The sequence below is a fragment of the Bacillus sp. BC08 genome, assembly GCF_054326875.1.
The window spans coordinates 728,195-740,007 of record NZ_JBTGPA010000031.1 but is presented as its reverse complement, the minus strand read 5'-3'; the positions used below and the strand labels follow the sequence as shown (position 1 = coordinate 740,007).

15 protein-coding genes are annotated in these 11,813 nt (G+C 32.3%); 9 read left to right on the top strand and 6 right to left on the bottom strand.

Annotated elements, in window-relative coordinates; all coding sequences use genetic code 11:
- Position 1: 1 nt before the first annotated feature.
- The 4 genes from ACXVYO_RS14395 to ACXVYO_RS14380 all read left to right on the top strand — a co-directional run bounded on the left by ACXVYO_RS14395 (position 2) and on the right by ACXVYO_RS14380 (position 3,570).
- Positions 2-949: a hypothetical protein gene (locus ACXVYO_RS14395; RefSeq protein ID WP_458467554.1), complete on the top strand. Its 948-nt coding sequence runs from the start codon at positions 2-4 to the stop codon at positions 947-949.
- Positions 950-1,116: 167 nt separating this feature from the next.
- Complete coding sequence (locus ACXVYO_RS14390) at positions 1,117-1,266, top strand: aspartyl-phosphate phosphatase Spo0E family protein (protein ID WP_000424361.1); 150 nt, start codon at positions 1,117-1,119, stop codon at positions 1,264-1,266.
- Positions 1,267-1,380: 114 nt separating this feature from the next.
- Positions 1,381-2,109 carry an alpha/beta fold hydrolase gene (locus ACXVYO_RS14385; RefSeq protein ID WP_458467553.1) on the top strand — a complete coding sequence of 243 codons (729 nt, stop codon included), beginning with the start codon at positions 1,381-1,383 and terminating at the stop codon, positions 2,107-2,109.
- A gap of 60 nt (positions 2,110-2,169) precedes the next feature.
- Positions 2,170-3,570 carry a protoporphyrinogen oxidase gene (locus ACXVYO_RS14380; RefSeq protein ID WP_458467552.1) on the top strand — a complete coding sequence of 467 codons (1,401 nt, stop codon included), beginning with the start codon at positions 2,170-2,172 and terminating at the stop codon, positions 3,568-3,570.
- A gap of 56 nt (positions 3,571-3,626) precedes the next feature.
- Here ACXVYO_RS14380 and ACXVYO_RS14375 read toward each other — a convergent pair whose 3' ends face one another.
- Positions 3,627-4,175 carry a hypothetical protein gene (locus tag ACXVYO_RS14375; protein WP_458467551.1) on the bottom strand — a complete coding sequence of 183 codons (549 nt, stop codon included), beginning with the start codon at positions 4,173-4,175 and terminating at the stop codon, positions 3,627-3,629.
- Between the two features lie 368 nt (positions 4,176-4,543).
- Between ACXVYO_RS14375 and ACXVYO_RS14370 the strand changes: the two genes are divergently transcribed.
- Entirely contained in the window at positions 4,544-5,095 is a 552-nt protein-coding gene (locus tag ACXVYO_RS14370; protein ID WP_000885373.1) for a GNAT family N-acetyltransferase, read from the top strand.
- 38 nt (positions 5,096-5,133) lie between these two features.
- Here the strand turns inward: ACXVYO_RS14370 and ACXVYO_RS14365 are convergent, their stop codons facing one another.
- Together ACXVYO_RS14365 and cspD are read right to left on the bottom strand one after the other, a co-directional pair.
- On the bottom strand, positions 5,134-5,319 hold the full coding sequence (locus tag ACXVYO_RS14365) for a cold-shock protein (protein ID WP_000286198.1): 186 nt from the start codon (positions 5,317-5,319) through the stop codon (positions 5,134-5,136).
- Positions 5,320-5,405: 86 nt separating this feature from the next.
- Positions 5,406-5,609, bottom strand: a complete 204-nt coding sequence (gene cspD, locus ACXVYO_RS14360; RefSeq protein ID WP_000176368.1) for a cold-shock protein CspD — start codon at positions 5,607-5,609, stop codon at positions 5,406-5,408.
- A gap of 382 nt (positions 5,610-5,991) precedes the next feature.
- Between cspD and ACXVYO_RS14355 the strand changes: the two genes are divergently transcribed.
- Positions 5,992-6,879, top strand: coding sequence for a CPBP family intramembrane glutamic endopeptidase (locus tag ACXVYO_RS14355; RefSeq protein ID WP_458467550.1), 888 nt, complete (start codon positions 5,992-5,994; stop codon positions 6,877-6,879).
- Positions 6,880-6,896: 17 nt separating this feature from the next.
- Positions 6,897-7,538 (top strand): chloramphenicol acetyltransferase, encoded by a 642-nt coding sequence (locus ACXVYO_RS14350; RefSeq protein ID WP_458467795.1) that lies wholly within the window; start codon positions 6,897-6,899, stop codon positions 7,536-7,538.
- 35 nt (positions 7,539-7,573) lie between these two features.
- Here ACXVYO_RS14350 and ACXVYO_RS14345 read toward each other — a convergent pair whose 3' ends face one another.
- Positions 7,574-8,335 carry an arginase family protein gene (locus ACXVYO_RS14345; protein WP_458467549.1) on the bottom strand — a complete coding sequence of 254 codons (762 nt, stop codon included), beginning with the start codon at positions 8,333-8,335 and terminating at the stop codon, positions 7,574-7,576.
- 211 nt (positions 8,336-8,546) lie between these two features.
- On the opposite strand from ACXVYO_RS14345, the gene ACXVYO_RS14340 reads away from it, so the two are divergent.
- Entirely contained in the window at positions 8,547-9,152 is a 606-nt protein-coding gene (locus tag ACXVYO_RS14340) for a PRK06770 family protein (protein ID WP_458467548.1), read from the top strand.
- A gap of 59 nt (positions 9,153-9,211) precedes the next feature.
- On the opposite strand, the gene ACXVYO_RS14335 is transcribed toward ACXVYO_RS14340, so the two are convergent.
- The gene (locus ACXVYO_RS14335) at positions 9,212-10,078 is read right to left on the bottom strand and encodes a LysR family transcriptional regulator (protein WP_458467547.1); all 867 of its coding nucleotides are present in this window, start codon (positions 10,076-10,078) and stop codon (positions 9,212-9,214) included.
- Between the two features lie 129 nt (positions 10,079-10,207).
- Between ACXVYO_RS14335 and ACXVYO_RS14330 the strand changes: the two genes are divergently transcribed.
- On the top strand, positions 10,208-11,251 hold the full coding sequence (locus ACXVYO_RS14330) for an aspartate-semialdehyde dehydrogenase (protein WP_458467546.1): 1,044 nt from the start codon (positions 10,208-10,210) through the stop codon (positions 11,249-11,251).
- A 63-nt stretch (positions 11,252-11,314) separates the two neighbouring features.
- Here ACXVYO_RS14330 and ACXVYO_RS14325 read toward each other — a convergent pair whose 3' ends face one another.
- Entirely contained in the window at positions 11,315-11,749 is a 435-nt protein-coding gene (locus ACXVYO_RS14325; RefSeq protein WP_458467545.1) for a hypothetical protein, read from the bottom strand.
- Between the last annotated feature and the right edge of the window lie 64 nt (positions 11,750-11,813).

The following is an 11,813-nucleotide window of genomic DNA, read 5'->3' as shown; positions in this document are numbered from 1 at the left end:
GATGGAAGATAAAACTGTTCTAAAAAATGGCCTTTCAATTATTGCTCAATGTAAAAGACAAACAAATGATATTTGGCATGCACATTTCGGAGCAGCTGCAATTGCTAGTTATTTTTTCATAAAAGATAACAAAATGGAAGAAGAAATAACTCGTAATATGAATTCCCAAACAAAAAGGATGCTGAACAAGCAAAATCTAGGTGAAGTCATTGATGATAAAGAAGAAATTGATTTTCAAAGTGCTAAAAAAATGATTATAAAATCGTTAGAACATACCATTGATGAACTTCATTGGGTGGGGCATAATGTTATTTATGCTGCATTAAGTTTATTAGCTATGAAAGAGTTACAAAAATGGGGCGATAATCAAGAAATTGAAGGGATTACTAACCTTATATTTTCGTTTCGGAAAACAATTCCTGGTAGATCGTGGCTTGGTTTTACGACAAAGGAAGTAAAACAATTAAGTATAAAAGAAGAGATAGAAAGTGAATTAAGAAATCCAGAGCAATTATCTACGTTTATTTTAAACGAGCTTTCGCAATTTAATATTATTTATAGAGCGGAATCGCATCATGATTTAATTGGACATTTACTTACTTTTTCTCATGCAATTAATATTATGTATGACCTAGGGCATAGAGATATATTCCAACGAGGGATACGTCCGCTATTAAAACTAGTATACGTGTTACGTGCTAGTCAAAACTTAACGTCAAATAGTGAAATAACTTTACACTCACCGATAGATTGTTTACCTTTAGTTGAATCTAAACGTGCTCATATACTACCAACAGAAAATCAATTTTGGCTAAAAGACTATGGTGAATTTGATTGGGATTTTGGGCATATCTTTAAATTCTCATATAGTTACTTTGATCATACTAAGAGGGCTCCAAAATATAAAGATATAACATTAGAGAAATTCCGATTTGTTATTCATACGTAATGAGGTCTGATGAATTGGAAAAAGGGCTAAATATTAAATTTCTTTGTTGATAGTATATTATTTTTATATTTGTAAGATTTTACATGCGTATTTTACTTTTACTAATTATGTAAATAGGCTATACTAAAATACATACATTTTAGTATTGGAGAGAGAAGTAAAACGACATGGAATTAGTGAAATTGGAAAAAGTCATTGAAATAAAGAAAGAAGAACTTTTATATTTAGTATCGGATTACGGAATTCAACATGAAAAAGTATTGGCATTAAGCCAAGAAATAGACAAATTAATTAATTACTTTATGTTTTTAAAATAAAAAGAACTATGACGTGATTTGAAAATGTTATAGTTCTTTTTCATTTGGAAATTCAGATGAATATTCTATATACTGTTAATTGATAGAATATTCAATTTAAAGGGAGGGACATGAATGATATTACATACGCATATTTCAGGTGAAGGAGAACCAATTGTGCTTTTACATTCTGGAGGTATGACAGGTTTAGTAGAATTCGAAGAGCAGGTAGCATTTTTTCGAGAAAAAAACTATCAAGTCATTCGTCCAGATTTAAGAGGACATGGAAAATCAGGGGGGACATTGGAAAATTATTTCTTACGTTCTGTAAAGGATTTACATGATACGTTAGTGCATTTACAAATTGATAGATGTAATATAGCTGGTGTTTCCCTAGGAGGATTAGTCGCTTTATTATTTGCAAAAAAATATCCGGATAAAGTGAGAACATTAACTTTTTCTGGTATCTTTCCGCTTAGGAGAGAAAATTGGGAGGAGTCTCAGGAGTATGAAGCGAAGTGCCATCAGCAATTGATGGAAAATGAAGAAGTTGTAACTTATATGAATCAAATTCATAAAAAAAGTGATTGGAAAGCATTGCTTGAATCGTGGCAAGTTAAAGATTGGTACCCATTCGATGAAACTGGTGATGTAGCTAATCTTCAAGTACCTACACTTTGTATTGCAGGGGGAGATTCGGAAGATGAAGTTACAGCTGCTATAACGTTCAAACAATTAAACGACAATATTCAAATTGCTGTTATTCCGTTTGCTGGTCATTTAGTACACAATGATCAACCGGAAATATATTCGAATATATTGTCTAATTTCTTACAGAATGCACAAGCTGCTAGTCGAATATAAGGACTTTTGGGTATAATAATAAAGGAATTATTAATTGTATCGGTTAGGAGCGCAGCACATATGAAAACAGTTGTTGTTATCGGTGGAGGTATAACAGGACTTTCTACTATGTTTTATTTAGAAAAATTAAAAAAGGATTATAATGTTGATTTAAATTTAATCCTTTTAGAAAAAGAAAAGTATTTAGGCGGTAAAATCCATAGTGTAGAAGAAAAAGATTTTATAATGGAATCAGGAGCAGATTCTATCGTTGCTCGTAATGAACATGTTATGCCGCTTGTAAAAGATTTGAATTTAGAAGAAGAAATGGTATATAACGAAACGGGTATTTCTTACATATATTCAGATAATACTTTACACCCAATTCCATCTGACACTATATTTGGGATACCGATGAGTGTGGAGTCTTTGTTTAGCAGTACGCTAGTATCAACGAAAGGGAAAATTGTTGCTTTAAAAGATTTTATAACGAAAAATAAAGAGTTTACAAAAGATACTTCGCTTGCTGTATTTTTAGAAAGTTTTTTAGGGAAAGAATTAGTGGAAAGACAAATTGCCCCAGTGCTTTCAGGTGTATATTCCGGTAAATTGAATGAACTTACTATGGCATCGACATTACCGTATTTACTGGATTATAAAAATAAATATGGAAGTATTATTAAAGGTTTTGAAGAGAATAAAAAACAGTTTCAATCAGCAGGAAACAAAAAGTTCGTATCATTTAAAGGTGGGCTATCTACGATTATTGATCGCTTAGAAGAAGTTTTGACTGAGACTGTTGTTAAGAAAGGTGTTGTAACGACAGCTATAAGGAAAGAAGGTAATCGCTATGAAGTCTCCTTTGCAAATCATGAATTAATTCAAGCCGATTATGTTGTTGTAGCAGCTCCGCATGATATCGCAGAATCTTTATTACAGTCTAATGAGTTAAACGAGCAGTTTCATACATTTAAAAACTCATCTCTTATTAGTATTTACTTAGGATTTGACATACTAGATGAACAATTACCGGCGGATGGCACAGGATTTATCGTAACGGAAAATAGTGACTTACATTGTGATGCTTGTACATGGACAAGCCGGAAGTGGAAACATACATCTGGAAAACAAAAGCTATTAGTAAGAATGTTTTATAAGAGTACCAATCCAGTATATGAAACGATTAAAAATTATAGTGAAGAAGAATTAGTACGAGTCGCTTTATATGATATTGAAAAGAGTCTCGGAATTAAAGGAGAACCAGAAGTAGTTGAAGTTACAAATTGGAAAGATTTAATGCCGAAATATCATTTAGAACATAATCAAGCGGTTCATACATTAAAAGAAAAAATGACGGATCTTTATCCTAATGTCTACTTAGCTGGTGCCTCATATTACGGTGTCGGAATTGGTGCATGTATTGGAAATGGAAAGAATACTGCAAATGAAATAATGGCAACATTACATGAACCGTCAAATTAATAATAAATAAACAAATAAATAAAATGTCCCTCCGTTATGCTGGAGGGACATTTTATTTATTTCACTTGAATTGAGATCTTTTTATTTGTTGTATTATTCTCAGTAATTGTTAAGGTTATGTTCCCGGATTCTTTAAATGAATATGATGAGAGTTGATAGAGTTCTTTTATATTATGTTGCTCTTTTAATTTATTGGCAGGAATTAATGTAATCTTCGGTTTCCATGTTTCCTGTTTACCGGAAGGGTAGTTTACTATTATTTCTGGATTATTTAATTGCATTTGTTTCCAAGAGGCAAAATATAGTTCAACTTCGGTATCTTTTTTTAGTAACTCTTCTGAGAAATATCCAAGCTCCCCAACATTACCGAAAACAGTAAAATTTTGATTTTGTAGAGTGATATCTAAATACTTAGGTTGATATGTTGCTGCTTGGTAGATTCCATAGGAAAGTGAAAGAGTTGCGGCGATTAAAATGGCGATTGAAAATGTTTTAAAGCTATTGCCTTTAAAACTAGTCATCATGAATGAGTTTGGGGCGAACTTTTTTGCGAATAAAAAAATGAGTAATATGAGTAAGAGGGATAAGCCGATGAATATATACATAGAACATTTACACCTCCACAGTAAAATATGAATTAACTATATTTTACCATAAATGTATGGGGGAGGGTGTTGTTTTAGAAGGGGAAAGTGAGCAAGGAATCAAATTTATAAGACATATTATTAGGAGCGGAGTGATAGAAATAATACAATTAATTTTAAAACTAGAGAATAAAGAGATGATCATACTATTTTGATTATCTCTTTATTTTTTCTATTCATGCAAAAGTAAGAAGGGTTACTCTTAGTTCGTATTGAATTAAGAGGATAAGCTTTTCTAGAAATATTTGATAAATGGGACATTGAGGACTTTCCTAATTATAAATACTTTTTCTGCTATAATGAATAAGTAGAAAGAAAGGAGTGATCCTATGGCATTTCCTATATTAGAAACAGAACGTTTACGTTTAGTTGAAATAGAACAATCTTATTGTCAAAAAATATATGAAATTTTTTCATTGGATGAAGTGACATGTTATTACGGTATGAATTCTTTTACAGAGTTTGGACAAGCTTCACGTATGATTGAATCTTTTTCAAAAAATTACTTCGAGAAAAAAGCAATACGATGGGGGATTTTATTAAAAGAAACAAATACTTTAGTAGGTACAATAGGATTAAATAATTTACAACTATGGAGTAAACGATCTGAAATTGGATATGACTTACATCCTCGTTATTGGGGCAATGGTTATGCGTCAGAAGCGGCACAAGAAATTATCCATTATGGATTTCAAGATTTAGGTTTATTTAGAATTGGAGCTATTACATATCCTGAAAATGTTACTTCTTGTAAAATGTTATCTAAAATAGGCTTTCATAAGGAAGGGTTATTACGGGGATACATTCATCAAGGAAATAAGCAACATGATGCACTATTGTATTCTATAGTTCGAACGGATGTAGAGAATATAAATTTATAATAAAAAACCCCTCTTATAAAAGAGGGGTTAAGTAAAAATTAACCTAATTTAGGTAATAAACGTTCTCCGCTTTTCATGCTACTTTTACATAAAGGGCATTTAGGCTCTTCTTCAAATGAAAAGTTCTTTCTCATCCATCCTAAACAATCCTCTGCTTCACATTCCCAAACAGGCGTTTGTTCTGGTGGTACCTCTGCTACATCGTTCTTTCGATTGCGATACATATAACCACTCCTTTTATGTAAAAAATTTTAGTTATATATTAAAAAGGTTGTTAACCGAGCTGGTAACAACCTTTTTATTGTTTGAATTATAGCTTTACAACGTTTTTAGCTTGAGGTCCACGGTTACCGTCTTCAACTTCGAAGCTAACTTCTTGACCTTCGTCAAGAGATTTGAAGCCGTCGCCAGTGATAGCTGAGAAGTGAACGAATACGTCGTTACCGCCTTCAACTTCGATGAAACCGAAACCTTTTTCGCTGTTAAACCATTTTACTTTACCTGTTAATGTCATGGTAATGCCTCCTAAAATTTAAAAAGATTACAATATGATCGGCCTTATTTGAATGAAAAATAAAAGTTCACATATTATCAAAAACCCATAAGGAGTATAAAATGTTCCTGATTGATACTTGATAATATGCAAAGAAAATATAGTGTTAAATTGACCTTAATTACTATCTTACAACAAATGGTGGGAAATAGCAAGTGCTGGTAATACCAGTGAATAATCTTGGTGATAATAGTAAAATGCACAAAGTCATCTCTTTTATTTATATATTATTCCAAATTGAGGTTTATGCTAAACATTGAATATTTTTATTGGAAATTTGTGTTAGGAAAACGATATATAGTATAAGAATAGTGTTGATGTATTTGTTAAGGAGGCGAGAATATTGCAATTTAAAATAATTGAAGCAGCCAAAGAAGGAAGAAAAAAAGTTCATCCAATATTCGCTGTTATACTTGCAATTGTATTTTTAACTTTAGGTGAATTATTCATGTTATTTATGTTGTTTTTACCAAAAGCAGAAACACTTTTAATGAAGGCGATTTATAGCAATATTGAGATGATATTGACATTTGGCGGTGCTATATTTTTTGTTTTTTTATGGATTAGATTCGTAGAAAAAAGATCAATTCCATCCATTGGTTTTTGGAGAGATCAATGGATAAGAAAATATTTGAGAGGTGCATTAATAGGTTTTGTTTTCATTTCAATACCAGTCATGCTACTTTTATTAACAGGAAATGTACAACTACAAATGCAACAAATTACGCCAACCGCTATATTTGGAATTGTGGGATCTTTAGTTGCTTTTTTAATACAAGGTGCAACAGAAGAAATCGTTGTTCGAGGTTGGTTATTTCCAGTGATTTCTATTAGAAGCCGTATATGGATCGGAATTGTTGTAACTTCTTTTTTATTTGGTTTTCTTCATTTACTAAATCCAGGTATTACAATTCTTTCAATTTCAAATATAATATTAGTTGGTGTATTTGCAGCTTTTTATGTTTTGAAGGACAGTAGTCTTTGGGGGATATGCGCGTGGCATTCGTTGTGGAATTGGGCACAGTTTAATATTTATGGCTTTGCAGTAAGTGGAATGACGATGTATTCTACGCCACTCTTTAAACCTGTAACAAACGGATCGGAATTCCTCCATGGAGGCTCGTTCGGAATTGAGGGGAGTATCATAACAACAATCATGCTGTCTATCGCTTCAATTGTTTTATGGAGACAGTTATGGGGGGGGAAAGCAAAACAAAGAGATCTAAGTTAATGAAAGTGGGAGAAACAATGGGGATTATAGCGTTTGAGGGAGCGAGCGCGGTTGGTAAGAGCAGCACGTGTCGTGAGTTAGAAAAAAATTATGGTGCTTATATTATACCTGAAGTGAATTTTTTATTTGAAAGACCAAAAAATGAGCATACAACCTGGTATTTTGAAAAACAAGTAGAGCGCTGGAAAATAGCAGTGCAGAAGTCAGAGCAGTATGAATTAGTAATACTTGATGGTGATATTTATCAGCCACTTAGTTATAATTGGTGTTTCCATTTTGATATATTTGATCAGCCGTTATCTTTAATAGAAAACTTTTATAAAGAAAAGCTGATACATAGGGAAATTGGTTTTCCAAATCAATATTTTTATTTATATACAAATGATGAAGAACTTAGAAGACGGAAAGAATCTGATGAGACGAGAAGAAGAAAAAATTTTGAAAAGCATTTATATATATCAAAACCACTTCAGCGCTATTATGAAAATTTAAATACCGTTACAGACGGGTACTGCAAAATGATTGATGCGGAAAGTGTAAAATCGAATGAATTAGAAGTTGTGAAAAGTTTAAACAGTTTAAATGTGCCTGAAGAGAGCCGTTTTGATGTTTCGAGGTTAGATGCGATTACGAAGTGGTTAAAAGAACAACGTGCATAAAAACAACGAGTGCCTTATAAGGTACTTGTTGTTTTTTATGTATTATATATTGATTTTAAAATGTGTAAGTTTGCTGTTTCATTTATCTTAATGGCATTTGTATATGTAGCTAGAAAGAGCTGAGAAGGATTAACCGGTAGTTCACCGCAAATATCAATACCATAGACATTTTTCTCTCTAATAAGAGCATGAATATATTTTAAAAGTGTAGAGAGTTTCATATGTCCTTGATCCCAATTCGTAATAGTTACTTTTGAATCTAAAATATCTTTATCAATGCTTACATATATAGTGTTTGTATGAATATGCGAAAGTATTGTATGAGTAGATACTTCATTTGACGTATCTATCGGGAACACCTCTACGCATGAATGATTATTAGAATGTATCGTTAAAGATGAAGGTCCAATAATAATTACTTTCTTTAATTTCGGGTTATTTTCAAGAGCGAATGATACCCATGACCCACAAGAAATAAGAGTTTGTTCATTTTCTTCTTTTAAGTTCATGTCAGTGTGATGATCAAATAAAATAAGGCTAAATGGCTCCTTTATTTCTTTTAGTAGTAAATAAGATACATAATGATAATTTCCAGAACCGATAAAAGTGATTCCTTTTTGTTTTCTACGATTTAACCCCTGTTTTATCCGTATTAAAGAAGGAGTCTCGCAATACAGGTTTGTGTGCTCTAAATGACTAAAATCAATATCTTCATGTGAATAAGAATGAAGTTTATTTTGTAATAAATATGTATCGTCAAAGTTTAAAAAAGTTAAACCGCCATACAATAAACTCATATTTATTCATCTCCTTTATAGGTAGGCTAGCATATATTTTTATAAAGTTAAAATGAAATGCTTAGAGGTAGATTTGTATTTAAAAAAGATGGGATGTTTTGACAGAATAATCTTTCAATTAGCAATGGAAAGAAATATAATATAAGGAAATATATATGTGTTTCAGGAAATAGAAAATACGAAATGGGATATGCGGGAGGAAACAAGCAAGATGAAAACATTATTTAAAATAATAGGTATAATAGCTGGTATGGCGGTAATCGGAGTAGGTGTAACATATGGTATGCTGTATTATCTGAATAATAGTAAACCAGCTGCGAAAAAGGCATCACCAGCTGCTCCAGCAGCAGAGGTACTAGCTGATAGTAATGTAAAAGCTGAAGATGCAAAGCTTTTAGATAATGGCAATCATTCATTACCAAATAGCGGCTTTAATAAAAATTTCAAGTGGACAGATGAGAACATACAGACAGCTTTACATGAAATGGCACATCAAAAAACGAAAGCTGATCAAAAGTGGGGTTATATTTTTATCACACAAGAACGTATTGAAAGTTTACTTGATATTGTAAAGAGTAATGATCTAGTACAAGGAAATACATATGCAGACATTTTAGAGAGATGGAAACAAGGGAAATATGAAAAGATGGATGCGGATCACAATAAGATTTGGAAATTACAAAGCGGGAATTTAGGCGAAGGGGAAGGAGTATTGTCAGAAGCGGAACAAAAAGAATTAATCAACCAATTGTTTATGCAAAAAGGTACATATTCAGGCAGTAAGTTAATTGCAGGCGGGGGACAGACTAATAAATAAGATAACATTGGAAGAGAGTAAGTGCTTATTAGGCAGTTACTCTTTTTTGTGTGCACTTTTTAGTTTTTCTCTAGTAAGGAAAGAAACGATTGTAAAATGGGTGAAATCCATCTAGATTTATGATAGATTACATGGCTTTGAATAACTGCTGGCGTTTCGATAGGCTGAAAATAGAGTTGCTCTTTTTGACAACTTTCTTGTACCACGATGTAAGGAAGAATTGAAATTCCTAATTCACACATGACAGATTGTTTAATGACTTCAACGTTGGAAGTTTCAAATGTTTTAGCTGGAATATTTCCACTTTGACGTAAAAAACGATCTACCATCGGTCTATAGCCGCAGTTTTGTTCTGTAAAAATAAATTGGGTATCGTTTAGTAAATAAAATGGATTAGAGTGTGTTGAGTAATGTGTAGGTAAAATCCATCCAAATGATTCATTACAAAAAGTACGCGTAATAAAATCATTATGTTCCATACTTTCTCCAATTATGAAAATAACATCTGTTTCTCCTTCACGTAGATTATTCATTGCATGTTCGTTTGTATTTGTTTCCAGTACGATATTTACTTTCGGATTTTCTTGTTTGTAAGTACGTAATAATTGTGGTAATCGGTACACTGCTAATGATTCGTTAGATGTGATACTTAATGTTCCTTCTAAATCATCACTATTTTGAGGGATTTCTTGTGCTTTTTCATAAATAGCAAGTAATTCTAGAGCATAAGGATGAAATTGATGACCTGCTTTTGTAAGAAGAACTTTTTTCCCTAATCGATCAAAAAGAGGGAGATGTAAATCGTTTTCTAATGCTTTCATATGCGCTGTTACAGTAGATTGCGCATAACCTAATGCATGAGCAGCTTTAGAAAAACTACCATATTTAACGATGGCACAAAAAGTTTTAACATGTCTCATTTCCATAAGCGATCCCTCTTTTATTATCATGATTTGTGAATGATTATATCACGTATTTCAATTTTCCAAATGGTTAAATTCTTTATAAAATGAAATTGTAGAAATATTTATTTAAGTGGTATTGGAGGAGAAAAGATGATTAAAAAGGGCTATCATGTAGCTGTTGTGGGGGCTACAGGTGCAGTTGGACAGAAAATTATAGAACTGTTAGAAATGGAAACTAATTTTAATATAGTTGAAGTTACATTGCTTTCGTCAAAACGATCCGCTGGTAAGGTGGTGCAGTTTCAAGGACGAGAGATAATGATACAAGAGGCAAAAACAACTAGTTTTGAAGGTGTAGATATTGCCTTTTTTAGCGCTGGAGGAGAAGTTTCGAAACGATTTGTTAATCATGCAGTATCTAGTGGTGCAATCGTAATTGACAACACGAGTGAATACCGAATGGCTCACGATGTACCGCTCGTTGTTCCAGAAGTAAATGCGCACACTTTAAAGGAGCATAACGGTATTATTGCAGTTCCGAATTGTTCAGCGTTACAGATGGTGACAGCTCTTCAGCCAATACGAAAATCATTTGGTATAGAACGAATTATCGTTTCAACATATCAAGCTGTATCAGGCTCAGGAATTCATGCGATTCATGAATTAAAAGAACAGGCTAAGTCAATGCTTGCAGGTGAAGAGGTTAAGAGTACGATATTACCTGTGAAAAAAGATAAAAAGCATTATCCAATTGCGTTTAATGTACTGCCTCAAGTAGATATATTTACAGAGAATGATTTTACATTTGAAGAAGTAAAAATGATTCAAGAGACGAAGAAAATTTTAGAAGATCCCAATTTAAAAATGGCAGCTACTTGTGTGCGTGTTCCAGTTGTTTCAGGGCATTCAGAATCGGTTTATATTGAACTTGAAAAAGAAGCAACTGTCGCAGAAATAAGAGCAGTGTTGCTGGATGCATCAGGTGTTATATTACAAGATAATCCTAGTGAACAGTTGTATCCAATGCCATTATATGCAGAAGGGAAAATAGATACATTTGTTGGGAGAATTAGAAAAGATCCTGATACACCAAAAGGTTTCCATCTTTGGATCGTTTCCGATAATTTATTAAAAGGTGCCGCTTGGAATTCAGTTCAAATTGCAGAAACGTTGGTGGAGGAAGGGATCATTTAGTATAGAATTACAAAAGTAAGAACTAGGAAACTATAGATTCCTAGTTCTTACTTTTGTCAGAATTTAATATAAATTAGTTTTTATAGTGTTTTTATAAATATCTACTTTATTCGCGGAAAATATTAAAGTTTTATGTTCCCCATTAATAGTAAGATTGATATGAATTGTTAAAGGTAGATCAAGTTTTTTTACTACATCTTCTATAGCAATATACTCGTCTTCTTTTTCGGTATAGTAAACTACAGACCTAATTAATACCTCCTCATCATTTTCAATATCAATTTCACACATCATAGGGAATTTTTCGCCGTTATGTAAAATTAATTCGCCAAGTACTATTGAACCATTTAACTCTTCTGTAAAATTAGTGGTTAATGCAGGTTTTACCCATGTTTCATCATACTCTTCGTTTTCTTCTTCATCTATTGCCCATTCCCATATTGGGTTTTGTTTCAAATCCTCAATTGTTAATTCATCAATTGGTTTGCAAATACTCATAAAAATGTTCTCCTTTTGCTCTGATAAATAAGTTTCTTAATCTCAAAATTTAGTTGATTGATTA

Excerpts from the sequence above, each read along its gene's own strand:
- ACXVYO_RS14395 (WP_458467554.1), top strand. The coding sequence starts at position 2 with ATGGAAGATAAAACTGTTCTAAAAAATGGCCTTTCAATTATTGCTCAA.
- ACXVYO_RS14390 (WP_000424361.1), top strand. The coding sequence starts at position 1,117 with ATGGAATTAGTGAAATTGGAAAAAGTCATTGAAATAAAGAAAGAAGAA.
- ACXVYO_RS14385 (WP_458467553.1), top strand. The coding sequence starts at position 1,381 with ATGATATTACATACGCATATTTCAGGTGAAGGAGAACCAATTGTGCTT.
- ACXVYO_RS14380 (WP_458467552.1), top strand. The coding sequence starts at position 2,170 with ATGAAAACAGTTGTTGTTATCGGTGGAGGTATAACAGGACTTTCTACT.
- ACXVYO_RS14375 (WP_458467551.1), bottom strand. The coding sequence starts at position 4,175 with ATGTATATATTCATCGGCTTATCCCTCTTACTCATATTACTCATTTTT.
- ACXVYO_RS14370 (WP_000885373.1), top strand. The coding sequence starts at position 4,544 with ATGGCATTTCCTATATTAGAAACAGAACGTTTACGTTTAGTTGAAATA.
- ACXVYO_RS14365 (WP_000286198.1), bottom strand. The coding sequence starts at position 5,319 with ATGTATCGCAATCGAAAGAACGATGTAGCAGAGGTACCACCAGAACAA.
- cspD (WP_000176368.1), bottom strand. The coding sequence starts at position 5,609 with ATGACATTAACAGGTAAAGTAAAATGGTTTAACAGCGAAAAAGGTTTC.
- ACXVYO_RS14350 (WP_458467795.1), top strand. The coding sequence starts at position 6,897 with ATGGGGATTATAGCGTTTGAGGGAGCGAGCGCGGTTGGTAAGAGCAGC.
- ACXVYO_RS14345 (WP_458467549.1), bottom strand. The coding sequence starts at position 8,335 with ATGAGTTTATTGTATGGCGGTTTAACTTTTTTAAACTTTGACGATACA.
- ACXVYO_RS14340 (WP_458467548.1), top strand. The coding sequence starts at position 8,547 with ATGAAAACATTATTTAAAATAATAGGTATAATAGCTGGTATGGCGGTA.
- ACXVYO_RS14335 (WP_458467547.1), bottom strand. The coding sequence starts at position 10,078 with ATGGAAATGAGACATGTTAAAACTTTTTGTGCCATCGTTAAATATGGT.
- ACXVYO_RS14330 (WP_458467546.1), top strand. The coding sequence starts at position 10,208 with ATGATTAAAAAGGGCTATCATGTAGCTGTTGTGGGGGCTACAGGTGCA.
- ACXVYO_RS14325 (WP_458467545.1), bottom strand. The coding sequence starts at position 11,749 with ATGAGTATTTGCAAACCAATTGATGAATTAACAATTGAGGATTTGAAA.